This window comes from Agromyces ramosus (assembly GCF_030817175.1).
GTDB classification, from domain to species: Bacteria; Actinomycetota; Actinomycetes; order Actinomycetales; family Microbacteriaceae; genus Agromyces; species Agromyces ramosus_A.
On the sequence record NZ_JAUSYY010000001.1, the window covers coordinates 1,711,368 to 1,729,816 of the forward strand.

Annotated in this window: 20 protein-coding genes; 7 read left to right on the plus strand and 13 right to left on the minus strand. The window is 69.2% G+C overall.

Annotated elements, in window-relative coordinates; translation table 11 throughout:
* Positions 1-23: 23 nt before the first annotated feature.
* Positions 24-911 carry an aminoglycoside phosphotransferase family protein gene (locus QFZ26_RS08025; protein ID WP_307040956.1) on the minus strand — a complete coding sequence of 296 codons (888 nt, stop codon included), beginning with the start codon at positions 909-911 and terminating at the stop codon, positions 24-26.
* Between the two features lie 135 nt (positions 912-1,046).
* Here QFZ26_RS08025 and QFZ26_RS08030 point away from each other — a divergent pair, with 135 nt between their 5' ends.
* Positions 1,047-1,574: a low molecular weight protein-tyrosine-phosphatase gene (locus QFZ26_RS08030; RefSeq protein ID WP_307040958.1), complete on the plus strand. Its 528-nt coding sequence runs from the start codon at positions 1,047-1,049 to the stop codon at positions 1,572-1,574.
* On the plus strand, positions 1,571-2,950 hold the full coding sequence (gene purB, locus QFZ26_RS08035) for an adenylosuccinate lyase (RefSeq protein ID WP_307040960.1): 1,380 nt from the start codon (positions 1,571-1,573) through the stop codon (positions 2,948-2,950). The genes QFZ26_RS08030 and purB overlap by 4 nt, the downstream gene beginning before the upstream one ends.
* 21 nt (positions 2,951-2,971) lie before the next feature.
* Here the strand turns inward: purB and QFZ26_RS08040 are convergent, their stop codons facing one another.
* The 5 genes from QFZ26_RS08040 to QFZ26_RS08060 all read right to left on the minus strand — a co-directional run bounded on the left by QFZ26_RS08040 (position 2,972) and on the right by QFZ26_RS08060 (position 6,810).
* On the minus strand, positions 2,972-3,262 hold the full coding sequence (locus tag QFZ26_RS08040; protein ID WP_307040962.1) for a hypothetical protein: 291 nt from the start codon (positions 3,260-3,262) through the stop codon (positions 2,972-2,974).
* The gene (locus QFZ26_RS08045) at positions 3,259-3,867 is read right to left on the minus strand and encodes an HdeD family acid-resistance protein (protein ID WP_307040965.1); all 609 of its coding nucleotides are present in this window, start codon (positions 3,865-3,867) and stop codon (positions 3,259-3,261) included. The genes QFZ26_RS08040 and QFZ26_RS08045 overlap by 4 nt, the downstream gene beginning before the upstream one ends.
* Before the next feature lie 65 nt (positions 3,868-3,932).
* Positions 3,933-5,306: an NAD(P)(+) transhydrogenase (Re/Si-specific) subunit beta gene (locus QFZ26_RS08050; protein ID WP_307040967.1), complete on the minus strand. Its 1,374-nt coding sequence runs from the start codon at positions 5,304-5,306 to the stop codon at positions 3,933-3,935.
* The gene (locus QFZ26_RS08055) at positions 5,303-5,593 is read right to left on the minus strand and encodes an NAD(P) transhydrogenase subunit alpha (protein ID WP_307040969.1); all 291 of its coding nucleotides are present in this window, start codon (positions 5,591-5,593) and stop codon (positions 5,303-5,305) included. The genes QFZ26_RS08050 and QFZ26_RS08055 overlap by 4 nt, the downstream gene beginning before the upstream one ends.
* Positions 5,593-6,810 (minus strand): Re/Si-specific NAD(P)(+) transhydrogenase subunit alpha, encoded by a 1,218-nt coding sequence (locus QFZ26_RS08060; protein WP_307040971.1) that lies wholly within the window; start codon positions 6,808-6,810, stop codon positions 5,593-5,595. The genes QFZ26_RS08055 and QFZ26_RS08060 overlap by 1 nt, the downstream gene beginning before the upstream one ends.
* Positions 6,811-7,150: 340 nt before the next feature.
* Here QFZ26_RS08060 and QFZ26_RS08065 point away from each other — a divergent pair, with 340 nt between their 5' ends.
* Positions 7,151-7,354, plus strand: coding sequence for a DUF1905 domain-containing protein (locus tag QFZ26_RS08065; protein WP_307044993.1), 204 nt, complete (start codon positions 7,151-7,153; stop codon positions 7,352-7,354).
* Positions 7,355-7,445: 91 nt separating this feature from the next.
* Positions 7,446-8,159: an IclR family transcriptional regulator gene (locus QFZ26_RS08070; RefSeq protein ID WP_307040973.1), complete on the plus strand. Its 714-nt coding sequence runs from the start codon at positions 7,446-7,448 to the stop codon at positions 8,157-8,159.
* Positions 8,160-8,168: 9 nt separating this feature from the next.
* On the opposite strand, the gene QFZ26_RS08075 is transcribed toward QFZ26_RS08070, so the two are convergent.
* Positions 8,169-10,061 carry an FAD-binding monooxygenase gene (locus QFZ26_RS08075; protein WP_307040975.1) on the minus strand — a complete coding sequence of 631 codons (1,893 nt, stop codon included), beginning with the start codon at positions 10,059-10,061 and terminating at the stop codon, positions 8,169-8,171.
* Between the two features lie 149 nt (positions 10,062-10,210).
* Between QFZ26_RS08075 and QFZ26_RS08080 the strand changes: the two genes are divergently transcribed.
* The gene (locus QFZ26_RS08080; RefSeq protein ID WP_307040977.1) at positions 10,211-11,170 is read left to right on the plus strand and encodes a hypothetical protein; all 960 of its coding nucleotides are present in this window, start codon (positions 10,211-10,213) and stop codon (positions 11,168-11,170) included.
* Here QFZ26_RS08080 and QFZ26_RS08085 read toward each other — a convergent pair.
* Positions 11,136-12,518: a pyridoxal phosphate-dependent decarboxylase family protein gene (locus tag QFZ26_RS08085; protein ID WP_307040979.1), complete on the minus strand. Its 1,383-nt coding sequence runs from the start codon at positions 12,516-12,518 to the stop codon at positions 11,136-11,138. The genes QFZ26_RS08080 and QFZ26_RS08085 overlap by 35 nt on opposite strands.
* Positions 12,519-12,722: 204 nt before the next feature.
* Between QFZ26_RS08085 and QFZ26_RS08090 the strand changes: the two genes are divergently transcribed.
* A complete protein-coding gene (locus QFZ26_RS08090) occupies positions 12,723-14,129 on the plus strand; it encodes a ricin-type beta-trefoil lectin domain protein (protein WP_307040981.1) in 1,407 nt (468 codons plus the stop codon).
* A gap of 82 nt (positions 14,130-14,211) precedes the next feature.
* On the opposite strand, the gene QFZ26_RS08095 is transcribed toward QFZ26_RS08090, so the two are convergent.
* Genes QFZ26_RS08095 through QFZ26_RS08110 form a run of 4 tightly spaced genes read right to left on the minus strand, consistent with a single transcriptional unit; the run spans position 14,212 to position 16,515 of the window.
* Positions 14,212-14,976, minus strand: coding sequence for an ABC transporter permease (locus QFZ26_RS08095; protein ID WP_307040982.1), 765 nt, complete (start codon positions 14,974-14,976; stop codon positions 14,212-14,214).
* Entirely contained in the window at positions 14,973-15,791 is an 819-nt protein-coding gene (locus tag QFZ26_RS08100) for an ABC transporter ATP-binding protein (protein WP_307040984.1), read from the minus strand. The genes QFZ26_RS08095 and QFZ26_RS08100 overlap by 4 nt, the downstream gene beginning before the upstream one ends.
* Positions 15,788-16,162, minus strand: coding sequence for a DUF1048 domain-containing protein (locus QFZ26_RS08105; RefSeq protein WP_307040986.1), 375 nt, complete (start codon positions 16,160-16,162; stop codon positions 15,788-15,790). Before QFZ26_RS08105 ends, QFZ26_RS08100 begins: the two co-directional genes overlap by 4 nt.
* 2 nt (positions 16,163-16,164) lie before the next feature.
* Complete coding sequence (locus tag QFZ26_RS08110) at positions 16,165-16,515, minus strand: PadR family transcriptional regulator (RefSeq protein WP_307040988.1); 351 nt, start codon at positions 16,513-16,515, stop codon at positions 16,165-16,167.
* A gap of 258 nt (positions 16,516-16,773) precedes the next feature.
* Between QFZ26_RS08110 and QFZ26_RS08115 the strand changes: the two genes are divergently transcribed.
* A complete protein-coding gene (locus QFZ26_RS08115) occupies positions 16,774-17,397 on the plus strand; it encodes a M15 family metallopeptidase (RefSeq protein WP_307040990.1) in 624 nt (207 codons plus the stop codon).
* 402 nt (positions 17,398-17,799) lie between these two features.
* On the opposite strand, the gene QFZ26_RS08120 is transcribed toward QFZ26_RS08115, so the two are convergent.
* Positions 17,800-18,408 (minus strand): TetR/AcrR family transcriptional regulator, encoded by a 609-nt coding sequence (locus QFZ26_RS08120; protein WP_307040992.1) that lies wholly within the window; start codon positions 18,406-18,408, stop codon positions 17,800-17,802.
* Between the last annotated feature and the right edge of the window lie 41 nt (positions 18,409-18,449).

An 18,449-nucleotide genomic window follows, 5' to 3' on the forward strand; every position in this document is an offset into this window, starting at 1 on the left:
ACCGTGTGGAGGACCACTCCCGCTCAGTCGAGCAGCACCTGCTCGAGCGCGTACGCCCCGACCCTGCCGAAAGCCGACGACGTGCCGGCCTGCTCGACGATCGATGAGGCGATCACGAGCGCCCAGCCGCGCGCCCGATGCCACGTCGCCTCATCTGTGGCACGACGTCGCTCCACCTCCGCCCGGAACACGCGACGAGCCGCCGGGTCGAAGGTCAGCCAGGCCGTCGCGAGGTCGGTCGCCGGGTCTCCGGCCGTCACGTCGCCGAAGTCCACGACCGCCGCGAGCGAGCCAGTCGGCGTGAGCAGCAGGTTGGTCGGATGCAGGTCGGCGTGCAGCCACAGCTTCGGACCCGACCAGACGGATGCCGCGAGCGCGCGATCCCACACGGCGACGAGTCGCTCGGCGTCGGGTACCCTCCCGCCCGTCAACCGCGCTCGCACGGTGTCATCCCGCTGCGAGAGCGGCACCCCTCGGTACACGTTCACCGGGGCATCCGGCGGCGCCGGGACGCCGATCGCGGTGACGAACTCCGCGAGCGGCGTCGCGGCCAGGGCGCGTGCGGACGCGTCGAACTCGAGGGCGCTCACGCCGTCGAGCCACGGCACGATGCTCCACGGCGCGTCGTAGCCGAGTTCGGGCGCGGGCAGTCCGACGCGCACCGGCGTCGGGATCGGGAGCGGCAACCGGTGCGCGAGCAGTGGAAGCCACCGTTGCTCGTTGAGCGCGAGCCCGACGGCAGACGTGCGCCGCGGCATCCGGATCGCGAAGCGCTCACCGAGGCGGAACATGGCGTTGTCCCAGCCGTTGGCGACGAGACGCACCGGGCCGGCGAGGTCGGGGTGCTGCGCCGCCACGAGCCGCGCCGCGAGCGCCTCGTCGACGTGCAGGTCGGGCGCAGGGGCATCCAAGACCGAATCACCTCGCTCGAAATTCGCCGCCGGGCGCGTCCGCGACGGACCGACCAGCCTAGCGCGCGGGGCGCCCGGCCTCACGCGTGAGGATTCCTGCTGTGCACCGCGCCGATCTCCACCACAATGGAACCCATGACGCGAGCGGAACCCGCCGGGGACGCCGCGCAGCCCTTCCGGGTCGCCTTCGTGTGCACGGGCAACATCTGCCGCTCGCCGATGGCCGAGGTGGTGCTGCGCGCCCACGCCGAACGTGCCGGGCTCGCCGGCCGCCTCGCCATCGAATCGGCGGCCACCGGCGACTGGCACGTCGGCGAGCCCGCCGACCAGCGCACCATCGACGCGCTCGCCCGTGCGGGCTACGACGGCTCGCACCATCGCGCACGCCAGTTCGACGCGACCGACTTCCCGGGACTCGACCTCGTGGTCGCCTTCGACCGCGGCCAGGCCCGGATCCTCCGCAATTGGGCGCCGACGACGCTCGAGCAGGAGAAGGTGCGGTTGCTGCTCGAGTTCGAGCCCGAGCTCAGCACCCTGAACGACGTCCCCGACCCGTACTACTCCGACGCGGCGATGTTCGACCGAGTGCTTGAGATGATAGAGCGGTCGACGTCGGCGCTCTTCCGGCAACTCGCTCCCGCTCTCAGACAAGGAATCCGATGACTTCGCTGCCTCCCCAGCCGCTCAGCCCGCTCGACGGCCGGTACCGTTCGGCCGTCGGAACGCTCGGTGAGCACCTGTCGGAGGCCGGCCTCAACCGGGCGCGCGTGCAGGTCGAGGTCGAGTGGCTCATCGCGCAGACCGATCGCGGGTTCTTCGGCACCTCGCCGCTCTCGCCCGACCAGCGTGCGCAGCTGCGGTCGGTGGTCACCGAGTTCGGGCAGGCCGACATCGACGAGCTCGCCGCTCTCGAGGCGACCACCCGGCACGACGTGAAGGCCGTCGAGTACTACGTCCGCCGCCGGCTCGAACTGCTCGGCCTCGACGCCATCGCCGAGCTCACGCACTTCGCGTGCACGAGTGAAGACATCAACAACCTCTCCTACGCCATCACCGTGCGCGACGCGGTGCGCGAGGTGTGGCTGCCGAAGTACCGCGCGGCCATCGACGCCCTCGAGGCCCTCGCCGTCGAGCACCGCGATGCGGCGATGCTCTCGCGCACGCACGGCCAGCCTGCGACGCCGTCGACCATGGGCAAGGAGCTCGCGGTCTTCGTGCATCGCCTGACGCGCATCGCGAAGCAGGTCGAGGCCACCGAGTATCTCGGCAAGTTCTCGGGCGCGACCGGCACGTTCTCGGCGCACGTGGTCGCGGCTCCGGATGTCGCGTGGCCCGAGGTGTCTCGTCAGTTCGTCGAGTCGCTCGGCCTCACGTGGAACCCCCTCACCACGCAGATCGAGTCGCACGACTGGCAGGCCGAGCTCTACGCACGCATCTCCCACGCGAACCGGGTGCTGCACAACCTCGCGACCGACATCTGGACCTACATCTCGCTCGGCTACTTCCGCCAGATCCCGCAGGCCGGTGCCACGGGCTCGTCGACGATGCCGCACAAGATCAACCCGATCCGCTTCGAGAACGCCGAGGCCAACCTCGAGCTCTCCTGCGCCGTGCTCGACTCCCTCGCCGCGACCCTCGTGACGTCGCGCCTGCAGCGCGACCTCACCGACTCGAGCGCCCAGCGCAACATCGGCGTCGGATTCGGCCACTCGCTCCTCGCGCTCGACAACATCCAGCGCGGCCTCGGCGAGGTCGACCTCGACGAGTCGCTCCTCCTCGACGACCTCGACGGCAACTGGGAGGTGCTCGGCGAGGCGATCCAGACGGTGATCCGCGCCGAGGTCGTCGCCGGCCGCTCGACGATCTCCGATCCCTACGCGCTCCTCAAGGAGCTCACGCGGGGCAAGCGCGTCGGCGCGGCCGAGCTCGCCGCGTTCGTCGAGGGCCTCGAGATCGGGGATGCCGCGAAGCAGCGCCTGCTCGCCCTGACTCCCGCGACGTACACGGGCATCGCGTCGAAGCTCGTCGACGAGCTCTAGGGCCCCGCCCGACGGCCGGCGTCAGTGGCGCGTCGGCCCCTCGGGAGCCGGCGGCGGCGCGTCGCCGTCGCCTTCGTGCAGCTCTGCGGACTCCTCCGCGTTCGGCTTCACGGCCATCGCGAGAAGCGCGAGCACGACGAGCACCACGATGAACACGATGCCGGCGAGGATGAGCGCGAGCGTGAGCTCACGTGCCGTCACGAGCACCACGACGCCGGTGAAGATCGCAGCGATCGCGGCGCCGCCGACGTACTCGACGGGACGCAGCACGTCGCGACGGCTCGGCTTGTAGTCGCCGGAGGGCTGGGTCACGAGTGCTGCTCCGTTTCAGATGCCGTGGGGTCCGCGGAGGCGGGTGCGGGCACGACGGGCGCCGCCGCCCACTTCAGTGAGAATCCGGCGATCAGCAGGTAGACGCCGACGATCACGAGGTACCCGCCGAGGAAGCCGACGGCGGCGACGGCGTCGAGCGGAACGACGAGGAAGACGAGCGCCAGCACGGCGGTGGACACGCCGACCGCGATCCAGTCGCGAGCGACGGCGGAGTGCCCGCGGGCGCGAAGCCCGGCGAAGAGCTCGACGATGCCGGTCACCGCGGCCCACACGCTCACGAGGTAGAGCAGGAACGGCAGCACGCCCGGCAGGGTGACCGCGAGGATGCCGGCGACGACCGTGGCGACGCCGTTCACGGCGAAGAGCGTGCGGATGCCGCGCTCGACGGTCAGCCGCAGCGAGAGCGCCCCGACCACGAGACCCGAGACGATCGCCCACACGCCGAACACCAGGAGCCCGAACGCGGGCGAGTGGTTCGGCGAGAACGTGATGACGGCGGCGGGCACGAGGGCGAGGATGCCGCGAACGACCGGGACGGCCCAGTACTGGGCGCGCTCCGGGGCGGCATCGCGGGCGGTGGCCACGGCGACCTCTTTCACGTCGGAGGGGGGTACCGATCCATCCTACGCGTCGTGTGCTGACCGCCCCGTCAGAGCGCCTTCACGGCGGCGAGCACCTTGCCGAGCGACTCCTTCGCGTCACCGAAGAGCAGTGTCGTCTGCGGCTCGAACAGCAGCTCGTTCTCGATGCCCGCGAACCCAGGCCGCATCGACCGCTTCAGGAACACGACCTGCGGCGCCTGCTCGACCTCGAGGATCGGCATGCCGTAGATCGGCGAGCCGGGCGAGGTCTTCGCCGCGGGGTTCACGACGTCGTTCGCGCCCACGACGAGAGCGACATCCGCCGTCTTGAACTCGGGGTTCACCTCGCTCATCTCCTTCAGCGACTCGTAGGGCACGTTCGCCTCGGCGAGCAGCACGTTCATGTGACCGGGCATGCGGCCGGCCACCGGGTGGATCGCGAACACCACCTGGATGCCGCGCGACTCGAGCTCGGACTGCAGCTCGGCGATCGTGTGCTGCCCCTGCGCGACCGCGAGGCCGTAGCCGGGGACGATGACGACCTTCTGCGCGTAGCCGAGCAGCACGGCGACGTCCTCGGCGCTCGACGAGCGCACCGGGCGATCGGATGCCACGGTCGAACCCGCGGTCGAGCCGCCCTTGAACGCACCGAACAGGATGCCGGTGACGCTCCGCCCCATGGCCGACGCCATCGCGCGGGTCAGGATGGTTCCGGATGCCCCGACGAGCGTGCCGGCCACGACGAGCAGCACGTTGCCGAGCACCAGGCCCGAGGCGGCGACCGCGAGGCCCGTGAAGGCGTTCAGCAGCGAGATCACGATCGGCACGTCGGCGCCGCCGACCGGCAGCACGAGTAGCACGCCCGTGAGCAGCCCGAACACGAGGAGCAGCACCGCGAGCCAGCCGTTGCCGGTCATGATGACGGCGACGGATGCCCCGACCGCCGCGAGCAGCGCGGCGGCCATGATCACCGGCAGGCCGGGAAACACGATGGGGCGGGTCGTCATGAGCTCCTGCAGCTTCGCGAAGGTCACGAGCGAGCCCGAGAACGAGATCGCGCCGACGAGCAGCGTGAAGACGACGGCGAGCCGCACCCACGGGTCATCCGTGTGACTCAGTTCGAGCAACGCAACGAGCGCGGCCGCACCGCCGCCGACGCCGTTGAAGAGGGCGACGAGCTGCGGCATCTGGGTCATCTGCACCCGGCGTGCGACCGGCGCCGCGATGGCGGAGCCGACGGCGATCGCCGCGAGGATCCACGGGATGTTGTCGAGCTTCATCGAGAGGAAGACGGTCACGACGCCGATGAGCGCGCCGGCCGCGCCGATGAGGTTGCCGCGGCGTGCGGTCTTCGGCGAGCTCAAGCCCTTCAGGGCGAGGATGAAGCAGATCGCGGCGACGAGGTAGAGCACGGCCGTCGAGGTGGGGGAGAGGATGGTCATCGACGCGCCGCCTTGCGGCCGCGGAACATCTCGAGCATGCGGTCGGTCACGACGAAGCCCCCGACGAGGTTGGCGGTCGCGAGCACCACGGCGAGCAGGGCGAGGGCGAGCGTCCACCCGTCGGCCGCCTGGCCGGCGACGATGATCGCGCCGACCAGGATGATGCCGTGGATCGCGTTCGCCCCCGACATCAGCGGGGTGTGCAGGGTGCTCGAGACCTTCGAGACCACCTCGAAGCCCACGAACACCGAGAGCACGGTGATCGTGAGCAGGGCGATGCCATCCATCAGAGCTGTCCTTCCGGGTCGGTGCGGGGCGCGGTCGTCTCAGCGGCATCGGCCGGTGCGAGCGATCCGCTCTCGACGGCGGCGCCGAGGGCCTCGGCAGTGGGCGGATGCCGCACCTCACCCGCGTGCGTGAGGCAGGCGCCGGCGATGACCTCGTCGCCGAAGTCGGGTTCGACGAGTCCATCGGCGGTCATCAGGGCGAGCAGGTTCGCGACGTTCTTCGCGTAGAGCCGTGAGGCGTCGGCGGGCATCGTCGACGCGGCATCCTTCATGCCGACGATCGTCACCGTGCCCTCGCCGCTCGCCGTCGGAACCAGGACGTCACGGCCGGCGACCGAACCCTCGACGTTGCCGCCCGACTCGGCCGCCAGGTCGACGACGACGGAGTCGGGGCGCATCGCGGCCACCATCTCGGCGGTGACGAGGAGCGGCGCGGGCCGGCCCGGGATCGCCGCGGTGGTGATGAGCACATCGGCGTCGGCGATGTGCGGAGCGAGCAGTCGTCGCTGCTGGGCGGCGCGGTCTTCGCCGAGCTCCTTCGCGTAGCCGCCGGCCGCCTCGGCGGTCTCGAGGTCGAGCGAGATGAACGTGCCGCCCATCGAGGCGACCTCGTCGGCCGAGGCCGGCCGCACGTCGTTGGCCGACACACGAGCGCCGAGCCGCTTCGCCGTGCCGATCGCCTGCAGCCCCGCGACGCCGGCGCCGAGTACGAGCACCTTGGCCGGCGGGATGGTGCCCGCCGCGGTCATGTAGAGGGGGAAGAACCGGGGCAGCCGCATCGCCGCCTCGAGCACGCATCGGTACCCGGCCACGAGCGCCTGGCTCGTGAGGGCGTCCATCGACTGGGCGCGCGAGATGCGCGGCACGAGCTCGAGGGCGAACGCCGTGACGCCCGCGTCGCGCAGCGCCCGCACCGTCGGCAGCTCGGTCGACGGCGAGCCGAGACCGACCGTGATGGCCCCACGTCGAAGCCGGCCGGGCGTCGCCGGTGTGAGCGGGCGCACGTGCACGAGCACGTCGATCGCACCGAGGTCGAGTGCGTCGACGAGCTCTGCGCCCGCCTCGGCGTATCTCGAGTCCGCCTGGCCGGATGCCTCGCCCGCCCCCCGCTCGACGACGAGCGTCAGCCCGAGCCCGGTCAGTTGTCGTACCGTCTCGGGCGTCGCGGCGACACGTCGCTCGCCCTCGCGGCGTTCTCTCGGGATGCCGACTCGCACACATGCTCCTTCTCGCACGGGAGTGCAGCGGTGCCGCCGGTGGGTCGGTGCGGCGGCTCTGCTGCACGTGTCGTTCAGCGTACGTCGCCGCGGGGCATCCGTTCGATGGATTCGCCGCGATCCGAGTGGAAAGATCGGCGGTTCTTTCAGCGGGCGAAAGCGGTGCGCGTTGTCGAGATCGGCATTTCGGCTCCGACTCACTGGTATCACCCCCGAGGAGGAGAGATCATGACCATCATGACGAAGGCACCAGCATCACGGATCCCAGTCGGCCCGATCGACGAGTCGTTCGACGCCGTGCTCGAACGCAGCCCGGCGGCCAGGCGGGTGGACATATCTGATCTGGCCCCGGTCCGCGGAGTTCTTCGGCACGCGCGGGCTCGTGAAGGTATCGGGCGAGGTCGACGGTCACCTGTTCCACGGGTCGTTCATGGCGCTCGGCGACGGACGGCACAAGCTCGCGGTGACCGCCGAGGCGAGGCGTGCGATCGGCAAGGAGGCCGGTGCCACCGTGCACGTTCACCTGACCGCGCGCCGCTCCTGACCGGGTCCGTGGCCGACGACGGTCGGTCATCCTGTTCGATTACCGGTCGGCTCGTCCTAGTATCGGACGAACGGGGAGAGGTGTGTAGCGGATGGCGGAGAGAGCGGCGACGCAAGCGGGCTCGCAGACGCTGAGTCGCGGCATCCGCATGCTCGAGGTCCTCGCCGCCGCCGACCGGAACCTCTCGATCGACGAACTCGCGGCCGCACTGGGAGTGCATCGCTCGGTCGCCTACCGGCTGCTGCGCACCCTCGAGGACCACGGCCTCGTGACCCGCGACGCGGCGGGCCGCCTCGCGCTCGGCACCGGCCTCGCGGCGCTCGCGTCGGGCGTCGCCCGCGACCTCCAGCACCTTGCGCTGCCCGAGCTCAACGAGGTCGCGAACGAGCTCGGCATGACGTGCCTGCTCGCCGTGCTCGTCGACGGCGACGAGGCCGTCACGCTCGTGAGCGCCTCGCCTCGCCAGTCGGTGGCGGTGGTGTCGTACCGGCCGGGGCACCGGCATCCGATCACCCGCGGCGGCCCGGGCAAGGCGATCCTGCTCGCGCTCCCCGACGGTGCGTGGCCGCCCGACGTGTCCGAGGCGCTGCGTGACGAGATCGCCGAGAGCCGCAGTCGCGGCTATGCCCGCAGTCACGACGAGGTGGTGCCGTCGCTCCGGTCGGTCGCCGTTCCGCTCACGCTGTCGGGCCAGCCGCCGGCGGCGATCGCGGTGATCCACGTGTCGTTCCCCCGGCCCGAGGCCGAGATCGCCGAGCGCCTCAAGCTCGCCGCCCAGCGCGTCGCCCGAGCCTACGGCGCCTGACTCGCCGGCTCAGCGGGGGAGCAGGAGCCCCCGGAAGTAGTCGGCCAGCTCGCCCGTCGCGCCCAGCGGCAACACGTTCGCCACGTAGTGATCGGGGCGCACCACCACGACCGCGCCGCCTCGGTCGATGCCGCGGAGCTCGAAGATGTCGTTCCGCGGGTCGGTGGCGTACACCTTCTCGTAGTCGATGAGCCCGAACGGCCCGGTGCGCGGGAGGAACACGTCGGGGACCTTCCCGAGATCGACCGCGGTGTGGTCCTGCTGGTACACCACCTTGACGTCGAACACGCTGTCGAGCTCGGCGCCCTCGGGAGTGAAGGCGAGGAGCGGCGAATCGGATGCCTCGGCCAGCCACTTCGCCCACTCGGCGAGCGCCGAGGCATCCGACGTCCCCGACCCCGCCGGGTCGGCGAACGCGTAGATGCGCCACCGACCATCGGCGCGATGGTGGTGACCGACGTGCACGGGATTGCCGTCGGCGACCCGCTCGACCGGTGCCGACTTGAAGCGCTTCCCGACCGGGAAGCCGGTGGCCAGCTCCTGATACGTCGCCTCGGCGATGATCATCGACGGTGCGTACTGGGTCATGAAGCCGGCCGGGAACTCGGCGGTGCGCACGTAGAAGTCCTCGAGCTCCGACGGGCTGTCGAACTCCTCGGGCTTCTTGGCCATGAGCGTCGACCACTCCCGGTCGAAGTCGATGAGGTCCTTCGCGACCACGTGACGCTCGGCGTGATAGGTCTCGAGCAGGCGCTCGGGGCTGCGACCGTCGAGCACGTAGCCGAGCTTCCAGCCGATGTTCCAGCCGTCTTGGATCGAGACGTTCATGCCCTGGCCGGCCTTGGCGCTGTGCGTGTGGCAGGCGTCGCCCGTGATGAACACCCGCGGCGCGCGGCCACCCTCGTGATCGACGGGGACGTCGTCGAACCGGTCGGTGAGCCGGTGACCGACCTCGTACACGCTGTGCCAGGCGACGTTCCTCACGTCGAGCGTGTAGGGGTGCAGGATCTCGTTCGCCTTGGCGATGACCTGCTCGAGGCTCGTCTGACGCACGGCTCCGTGGTCGTCGGGCGGCACCTCACCCAGGTCGACGTACATGCGGAAGAGGTACCCGCCCTCTCGCGGGATGAGCAGGATGTTGCCGGCTTCCGATTGGATCGAGCACTTGGTCCGGATGTCCGGGAAGTCGGTGACGGCGAGCGTGTCCATGACGCCCCACGCGTGGAATGCCTTCACGCCGAGGTGCTTGGCGCCGATCGCGTCACGCACGGCGCTGCGGGCACCGTCGGCGCCCACGACGTACTTGGCGCGCACGATGCGCTCTTCGCCCTGGTGCTCGCCGGTCGTGTGCACGAGCGTGACGGCGACCGGGTACTCGCCCTCGCCCGTCACCGCGAGCGTGCGGAACTCGTAGCCGTAGTCGGGCCGGATGCGGGCCGGCGAGTTCGCCGCGAACTCGGCGAAGTAGTCGAGCACGCGCGCCTGGTTGACGATCAGGTGGGGGAACTCGCTGATGCCCGTGGGGTCGTCGACGGTGCGCGCCGCACGCACGATGCGCGAGCGGTCGTCGGGGTCGGGCTTCCAGAACGCCATCTCGGTGATGCGATACGCCTCCGCCGTGATGCGCTCGGCGAAGCCGAAAGCCTGGAAGGTCTCGACGCTGCGCGCCTGGATGCCGTCGGCCTGCCCGATCTCCAAGCGGCCGCCGCGACGCTCGACGATTCGGGTCCTGACACCGGGGAACTGCGCGAGTTGTGCCGCGGCGACCATGCCGGCCGGACCGGAACCTACGATGAGCACGTCGACCTGGTCGGGCAGCTCATCGGGTCGGTCGATGCCGACGCCCGCAGCGGGCTGCACCCGCGGGTCACCGGACACGTAGCCGTAGTGGTGGAACTGCACGGCCTCTCCTCACTTCATTGTGGGTCGTATTCGATAAACGAACAGTGCATTCTTATATCGCGCAGTCAGTGTAAGCCCGCGTTGAACGCCAGACAAGCGCTCGACGCGCGGCATGCTCGCGAAGCGCCTCGATGCCAAGATGGCTGAGCATGACGACCGGTCACGAAGTCCAACAGCCGACCATCACGCCGGCGAGCGATCATCCACGCTCAACGCGACCACTGCCGAGATGGCTCCTCCTCCTGATCGGGGTGGGTTCGGCGGTCTTCGGTCTGCTGCCGTGGCTCATCACGGGGCTGCGGCTCCCGCTGCAGAACCTCTGGGCGACTGACACGCTGCCCGGCGACATGCCCCTCGTGCTGCTCCCGTTCAGCCAGTATGCGGTGTCGCTCATCGTTGCCGTGATCGTCATCGGTTCGGCCGCCGCCGGCGTCGTCGCGCGTTCGATCCGTCGCCGAACGCCGAAGGGAGGGCTCGCGATGTTCGTGCTCGGCGTCGCTGTGGTGGATCTCGTCGCACTGACGCAGACGGCGGTGGTCGTCGGCGGTGGCCTGCGCGACGATTCGATGTCGTCGCTCTATCTCACGGCACTCCTCGCCTGTGCGGGCACCGCCATCGTGCTGGGCCTCGGCGTGCTGGCGCTCATCGCGCGCGCCCCGCGCGGCGGCGCGGTCATCGGGTTGGCTGTGCCGGCGCTGCTGTCGAGCGTCTGGCTGCACGCCCTGCTCTCGCCGCAGGGTCCTGCGTTCATCGGCGAACCGTCGTGGCTGTTCGATGCCGTGCGCTGGGCGCCTCCGGTGCTCATCGGTGCGGCGATCGCGTGGGGCGGCGTCAACACCGTCGGCCGGCTCATCGCCGCGGTTGCGAGCCTCCTGATGCTCTGGATCACGCCGGCGCTGCTGACCGCGGTGGCGAATGCGGTCGGCAGCCGGGTGCTGGCCCGCTACCTCGGCGAGATGCTCGACTACGGAATCAGCGTGTTCCGCGCGGCGCTGTTCGAGCCGAACCTCGCAGTGCCGCCGCTCGTGGTCGCGGTCGTCGTCGCGGGCGCCGGCATCGCCGCGCGAATGCTCCTCACGCGTCGCGCACTGCGGCAAGTGCGCTCCTGACGGCGCCGATCGTGCGTTCGACGGCCGTGGCATCCGTGCCCCGATTGCTCACCGAGAAACGCACGATGGCGCGATCATGCCACCGCGACGGCGAGGCCCAGGCCACGCCGTCAGCGCGAAGGCGATCGGCGAGCGCCCCCGTGAGCGTGTCGTCGTCTGCGGCGACGCACACCTGGGTGAACACCACGTCGTTCAGCACCTCGAGTCCCGGCGTCTCGGCGAAGCCGTCGGCGAGCCCCTTCGCCGCCGCGACCATCCCGTCGACGAGGTCGGCGACTCCGTGCCGTCCCAATGTGCTGAGCGTCGCCCACACGGGGATGCCGCGCGCGCGCCTCGAGAGCTCGGGCGTGTGGTCGTAGGGTTCGGCCACGGCGCCGACCTCCGGCAGGTACGCGGCATGGATGGCGAGCGCGGCACCCATCGCCGCTTCATCGGCGACGATCGCGACCCCGCTGTCGTAGGGCACGTCGAGGGTCTTGTGCGCGTCGGTCGCCCACGAGTCGGCGGCCTCGTAGCCGGCGACCAGGTGCCGCAGCGCCGGGCTCGCTCCAGCCCAGAGACCGAAGGCACCGTCGATGTGCACCCACGCGCCCGCCGCATGCGCGACGGCGATCGCTGCGGCGAAGTCGTCGAACGCTCCGGAGTGCACGTCGCCCGCCTGGAGAGCGACGATCACCGGGCCGTCGTCTTGACCCAATGCGGCGACGAGCCCGTCGACGTCGATGCGTCCCTGCGGATCCGCGCCGACCGTGCGGGGCAGGCCGAAGCCCGCCATTCGGCCCGCGACGACCATGGAACTGTGCACCGCATCGCCGGCGAGGAACCGGACGCGCGGGGCGCCTTGCAATCCGTGCCGTTCGACATCCCACCCCGCTGCCCGCAGCACACTCCCGCGCGCCGCCAGCAGGCAGGAGAAGTTGGCCATCGTTGCTCCCGTGACGAACCCGACGCCTGATCCCGCGGGAAGGCCGAGCAGGTCGAGCAACCATGCGGCCGCGAGCTCCTCCACGGCGGCGGCGCCGGGAGTCGGGGTGCGCGACCCCGTGTTCTGATCCCACGCGGAGACCAGCCAGTCCGCGGCCAGGGCTGCCGGATAGGTGCCGCCGATCACGAACCCGTAGAACCGGGGCGACGCCATCGCGATGAGGCCGGGTTCGATGGCGGTCGCGAGATGGTCGACGACGGCCGCGGCATCCTGCCCCTCGTCGGCGAGTATGCGACCGAGTGCGTCCTTGATCTCATCGACGTCGGCGTTCGGGTTGATCGGACGCTGGGCGACTGACGCGAGCCAGTCGCGCGCCCGCTGTTCGGCCACGCGCAGCGCCTCGGAATACTCGTCTTCGGGCATGGACGCTCCCCTCGTACAACGAGCCCATCTTGCTCCCAGGTGGCCGGTGCGGCAATCGGTGATCTCCTTCGCGGCCACCGAATTCATCGGGACGGTCGGACGGGACCGCTTGCGCCCGATGGCCGAGATGTGAGACCTTCGGGACGATGTTGACGTCAACATCCCGCATTCAGGCGCACCGATGCGCCGAATGATTGGAGACCGATGAGAAACGCACTCGGAATCGTCCTCGGGGCAGCCCTGCTCGTCGCGGTGGCCGCTCCGCTCCCGGCCGTCGCCGCTCCCTCGACCGGGCCCGACGGCACGAGCGAGTTCCGCGGGGTCAACTGGGCCGACCCACGCGACAACTACGCCGACGACGAGGTCGTGCCCTCGGGCTTGAGCACTGCTGACGACTACCGCACGACGTACGCCAAGGCGTCGGATATCGTCATGGAGTTCCGCCACGAGGTGGGCGCCAACACGGTGCGGCTGCCCATCAATCCCTCGAGCGTGGGCACGGACTGGTGGGAATCGTACCAAGGCGCTATCGACGCCGCCGCCCGACACGGGTTCAAGGTCATCCTCAGCTACTGGGAGGGCGACGACGCCAAGGACGGCCGGGCCGACGACCAGGCGGCGTTCGACGCGATGTGGGACATCGTGGTCGCGGAGTACGGGAAGAACCCCCACGTGTACTTCGAGCCGATGAACGAGCCATTCGGGTACACCCTCGACGAATGGGTCTCCATCAGCTCGGACTGGCTCGATGCCCACAGTGACGTCCCGCGCAAGCGAGTGATCATCTCCGGCACCGGCTACAACGACGACGTCACGGGCGTCGGCGGGGCCGAAGAGCTCGACGGGACACTGCTGTCGTTGCACTTCTACGGGTTCTGGGCGAGCCACACCACCGAAGACGAGTGGAAGCAGAACCTGCTGCCCCGAATCGGCGAGTACGGCTGGCGCACCGTCGTCTCCGAGGCGGGCTCGCCGATGACGACGGGACTCAACTACGGCAATCACGAGGGCGACGTCTACACGTCGTACCTCGGTGCGCTCACCGAGGTCGCCCGCGACCAGGGCATCGGCCTCGTGTACTGGCCGGGCCTGCGCACCGACGACGCGTACACGCTCACGACCGTGAGCGCTGATGGCGGCCTCGACGTGACGAACGAGTCGGGCCTGGCGCAGATCCAGTGGGGCTGGGGCCTCGTCAAGGACGAGCAGCTCAACACCCTGCCTCCCGCCCCTCCCGGCGAGCCCCTCGTGAACGTGAAGCACGGAGTGTGCGTCGACGTGCCGGGATTCTCGACGACGGCGGGCACCACGCTCGGGCTCTGGTACTGCAACGGGGGCGGGAACCAGTCGTTCGACTGGACGGCGGAGCACGAGCTCACGATCTACGGTGACATGTGCGTGGCGCCGGTCGGGCCCGTCGTCGCGGGCGGCTCCCTCATGATCGCCGACTGCACGGGCGCGATCGACCAGCAGTGGGCGCTCAACGGCGACCTCACGATCAGCAGCGGCGCGAATCCCAGCCTCTGCCTCGCCGCACCGGAGAACGACTGGGGTCTCGCGCTCGCGACGTGCGACGCGACCACCGCGACCCAGCAGTGGACTCGCGGGTAGCAGCCGGCTGACGACTGAAGCGCGCCTGCCTCCCCATCGGGTGGCAGGCGCGCTCCTCTCGGTTCGCGAACAGCGCCCCGCGTCAGCTGAGCTTGCGTCGGTAGATCGCGATCGCGAAGGCGTAGGCGACGACGAGTATGCCGACGAGCCAAGCGAGGGCGATCCAGATGTCACTGCCGACCGGTTCTCCGGCGAACAGCGCTCGGATCGAGTTCACGATCGACGTCACGGGCTGGTTCTCGGCGAACCAGGCGACCGGGGCGGGCATCGTGTCGGTGGGCACGAACGCCGAGCTGATGAACGGCAGGAAGATCAGCGGGTAGCTGAACGCGCTCGCGCCATCGACCGTCTTCGCCGAGAGCCCGGCGATCACGGCCAGCCAGGTGAGAGCCAGGGTGAAGAGGATCAGGATGCCGGCGACCGCAAGCCACGCGCCGACGGATGCTCCGGTGCGGAACCCCATGATGAACGCGACGCCGATGACGATCGCGACCGAGATCAGGTTCGAGACGAGCGAGGTCAGCACATGCGCCCAGAGCACGCTCGATCTCGCGATCGGCATGGACTGGAAGCGTTCGAAGATGCCGCCCTGCATGTCGAGGAACAACCGGTACGCGGTGTACGCGATGCCCGAGGCGATGGTGATCAGCAGGATGCCGGGGAGCATGTAGTTGATGTACGACTCATCGGATCCGGTGTTGATCGCGCCGCCGAGCACGTACACGAAGAGCAGCATCAGCGCGATCGGAGTCACCGCGGTGGTGATGATCGTGTCGGGGCTTCGCAGGATGTGGGTCAGCGAGCGGCCGGTGAGGACCCGGGTGTCACTGAGGACGTGGGTGGTCATCGTGGTTCCCTTCCTGCCTGGACCACGCCGTCGGTGCGGTCGTCTTCGGTGTCGGTCTCGCCGGTGTCGCCGACGAGGGTGAGGAAGACCTCTTCGAGAGAGGGCTGCTTCTCGATGTACTCGACCTTGGCCGCCGGGAGGAGGCGCTTCAGTTCGGCGAGGGTGCCGTTCTGGATGATCGTGCCCTTGTGCAGGATCGCGATGCGGTCGGCGAGATGCTCGGCCTCGTCGAGATACTGCGTCGTGAGCAGCACGGTCGTGCCGCTCTCGGCAAGCTTCTTGATCGTCTGCCACACGTCGATGCGCGCCTGCGGGTCGAGACCCGTGGTCGGCTCATCGAGGAAGATGATCGGCGGGTTGCCGATCAGGCTCATCGCGATGTCGAGCCGGCGTCGCATGCCGCCGGAGTAGGTGCCGGCCTTTCGGCCACCCGCTTCGGTGAGTGAGAAGCGGGCGAGCAGCTCGTCGGCGATCGCTCCGGGGTTCTTCAGGTGACGGAGCTTCGCGATGAGCACGAGGTTCTCCCGACCGGTGAGCACTTCATCCACCGCGGCGAACTGGCCGGTCAGGCTGATCGACTCACGCACATCGCCGGCGTTCGCGTCGACGTCGAAGCCGTGCACCGTGGCCGAGCCCGCGTCGGCCTTCAGCAGCGTCGACAGGATTCGCACGAGCGTGGTCTTGCCGGCGCCATTGGAGCCGAGCAGCGCGAAGATGCTGCCCCGCTTGACCTCGAAATCGACGCCCCGCAACACCTGCAGGTCTTTGAACGACTTCTCGATGCCTTGTACGCGGATGGCTGCTTCGGTGGTCATCGCTCTTCCTTCCCTTCGAGGTTCTGGATGGTTTCGGTGAGGCGGTTGCGCTCCTTGTCGATCCAGCGCTTGCCGGCGTACGCCGCGGCGAATGCCTCGGCGAACTCGACCGGGTCGTCGCCGACGATGTCCTCGATCGGCGTCCCGTCGACGGCGGCCCGCTCCCACAGGTCGGCGAAGTCGTTCAGCATCGTGATCATCACCGCGGAGTCGCCGTCGGTGATGCCGCCGTTGTACATGAAGTAGCGCTCGAAGGCCTTCGCGGCGGTGCCGTAGGGCTCGGGCAGGGCCGCGATGCGGGCCTTGTACTGGCGGTACGCCTTCTTGTCGTCGAGCGATCCGGTGATCAGCTCGTACCACTTCGCAGCCATGACTACTCTCCCTCTTCGTTCGTTCGTTCGATCCGGTGGTGGAGCTGTTCGATCCGTTCTGCGAGGAAGCTCCACGTCCTCCAGAACTCCTCGAGGTAGGCGCCGCCCTGTGCGTTGATCGTGTAGACCTTGCGCGGCGGCCCCTTCTCTGACGGGACCTTCTCGACGTCGACGAAGCCGCGCTGTTCGATCCTGACCAGCAGGGCGTACACGGTGCCTTCGGCGATGTCGGAGAAGCCCTGGTCGCGCAATCGTGCAGTGATCTCGTAGCCGTATGCCGGCTGCACTGCCAGGATCGCGAGGACGATGCCCTCGAGCGTGCCCTTGAGCATCTCGGTCGTCTGCTTGCCCATGGAACCCCTCCTTTCACTATTCGGTGGTGATGAGTACTAGTACTCGGTGTCGTTGACTACCGGTACATAGTAAGCATGAGTACCGGTAGATAGCAACACTGAATACCAAACTCGTGAAGGCGTGCAAGCGCCGGCGCATATCGGGAACATATGCGTTTCACGAGACGCCGAGGCAACAGCCCACTTGGTGCACTGGAGTGACCGAACCTGCGCAACCACCGATTCCACCCGCCCCACGCGGGGGAGAGCGAGCCTCCCTTGACCCTGTTCGACACGACGCGCCGTCGGCACAGCCGGCGTGTTCTCGCCGCAGCTCTCGTCGTCTTCCTTCTCATCGGACTGACGCTCGGCGTTCTGGTCGGCCTTCACGCCCTCGGCGCACGCGGACTGTCCGGTGACGCTCTGCCCGGTGCTCTCCAAGGCCAAGACTCCGCAGCGTTCGGCGTCGACGACGGATACATCGAGGAAGGCGAGTCGGTTTCGCCGTTCGCAGACGAACTGCCCGCGATTGCACGGCTCGAACCAGGGTTGCGTGCGGCGATGCAGGACGCGGCCCGAGCCGCGATCGCAGAGGACGTCGAGTTCGTCGTGACGAATGGATGGCGTAGCGCCGCCTACCAGAAAGTACTGCTGGACGCCGCCATCGCGGAGTACGGCAGTGAGGAGGAGGCGAGACGATTCGTCTCCACGCCCGAGACGTCGAAGCACGTCACCGGTGAAGCGGTCGATATCGGCCGGACGGATGCGAACAGCTGGCTGAGTCAGCACGGCTCCGACTACGGCCTCTGCCAGACGTATGCCAACGAGATGTGGCATTTCGAACTGGCGACGACGCCGGGCGGGGAATGTCCCGCACAGTTGAGCGATGCGAGCGCGGGGTGACACCGCAACTCGACCCGAACGCATCGCAGCCTCGGCCATGGGCTCGGGCTGTCCGGGCGCTGGCTTTCATCGGCGCCGTTCTCGCCTTGTCGGCTGCAGCGATGGTGCTCGTCGTCGTCCTGGGCTGCCTCACCCTCACCCCGTCGCTCGGAATCCTCGGTGGCATCGCATCCGAGTTGCTCCCGTGAAGTGAGCTCGTCGGTGGCGCGAGGCGCGTTTCGGCGACGAGTACCGGCGCTATCGCTCGGCGGTGCGGTGCTGGTGCCCGAGACTCAACGGGTTCACCGCCGAGGCCGTCGGCCGGTAGCTGACAAGCACGCGTGGAGTTGCACCTGTTCCGTCGGAACTGCGCACATGCCAGTCGGGTCAGTCAAGTCGGCATGACTCGTTGCAGCCGCAGGATCAGCCCTCCGCGACCGATTGCAGGTAGGCCACGAGGCTCCGCTCGAGCTCGCGCATGAGCGCGGCGCGCTCGGCGTCGGGCGCGCCGACGATCAAGGGCATGAGTCCCTGCACCATGTGCATGACGACGAGCACCGTGCGTTCGAGGTCGCCGCCGTCGAGTTGCGGCAGGAGGCGCGCGACTCCAGCGCGGATGCGCCCGTGAAGGTTCTCCCTGACGGGGGCGACCGCCTCGCGCATGCTCGCCGGCATGTCGGTGCGTGCGAAGAGCGCCTTGTAGCCGGGGTTCGCCCGGTTGAACTCGACGATGGGCACGATGGTCGCGTGCACGGCGGACTCGAGGGTCGGCGGCTCGACGCCACCCGTGCCGAGCTCGACGCCGCTCAGCTGCTCGGCATATCGTTCGGACAGCGCGTTCGCGATGTCCTCCTTGTTCTTGAAGAACTGGTAGAGGGAGCCCGGCGAGATGCCGGCTCGCGCGGCGATCGCATTCGTCGTGGCGGACTCGTAGCCGAGGTCGCCGAAGGTCTCGGCCGCCGCGAGCAGGATCAGGTCGATCCGCGCGCGACCGCGGGCCTGCCGCTTCGTTTCTTGGGAATCCGCTGACATCGCACTCCATACGTCGACAAACACGAGTAATTACTCGTATT

Bases quoted from the DNA above. Each gene is read 5' to 3' on its own strand.
- QFZ26_RS08055 (WP_307040969.1), bottom strand. From the start codon at position 5,593: ATGGATGGCATCGCCCTGCTCACGATCACCGTGCTCTCGGTGTTCGTG.
- QFZ26_RS08030 (WP_307040958.1), top strand. From the start codon at position 1,047: ATGACGCGAGCGGAACCCGCCGGGGACGCCGCGCAGCCCTTCCGGGTC.
- QFZ26_RS08050 (WP_307040967.1), bottom strand. From the start codon at position 5,306: ATGACCATCCTCTCCCCCACCTCGACGGCCGTGCTCTACCTCGTCGCC.
- QFZ26_RS08105 (WP_307040986.1), bottom strand. From the start codon at position 16,162: ATGGCTGCGAAGTGGTACGAGCTGATCACCGGATCGCTCGACGACAAG.
- QFZ26_RS08100 (WP_307040984.1), bottom strand. From the start codon at position 15,791: ATGACCACCGAAGCAGCCATCCGCGTACAAGGCATCGAGAAGTCGTTC.
- QFZ26_RS08085 (WP_307040979.1), bottom strand. From the start codon at position 12,518: ATGCCCGAAGACGAGTATTCCGAGGCGCTGCGCGTGGCCGAACAGCGG.
- QFZ26_RS08080 (WP_307040977.1), top strand. From the start codon at position 10,211: ATGACGACCGGTCACGAAGTCCAACAGCCGACCATCACGCCGGCGAGC.
- QFZ26_RS08095 (WP_307040982.1), bottom strand. From the start codon at position 14,976: ATGACCACCCACGTCCTCAGTGACACCCGGGTCCTCACCGGCCGCTCG.
- QFZ26_RS08110 (WP_307040988.1), bottom strand. From the start codon at position 16,515: ATGGGCAAGCAGACGACCGAGATGCTCAAGGGCACGCTCGAGGGCATC.
- QFZ26_RS08070 (WP_307040973.1), top strand. From the start codon at position 7,446: ATGGCGGAGAGAGCGGCGACGCAAGCGGGCTCGCAGACGCTGAGTCGC.
- purB (WP_307040960.1), top strand. From the start codon at position 1,571: ATGACTTCGCTGCCTCCCCAGCCGCTCAGCCCGCTCGACGGCCGGTAC.
- QFZ26_RS08090 (WP_307040981.1), top strand. From the start codon at position 12,723: ATGAGAAACGCACTCGGAATCGTCCTCGGGGCAGCCCTGCTCGTCGCG.
- QFZ26_RS08120 (WP_307040992.1), bottom strand. From the start codon at position 18,408: ATGTCAGCGGATTCCCAAGAAACGAAGCGGCAGGCCCGCGGTCGCGCG.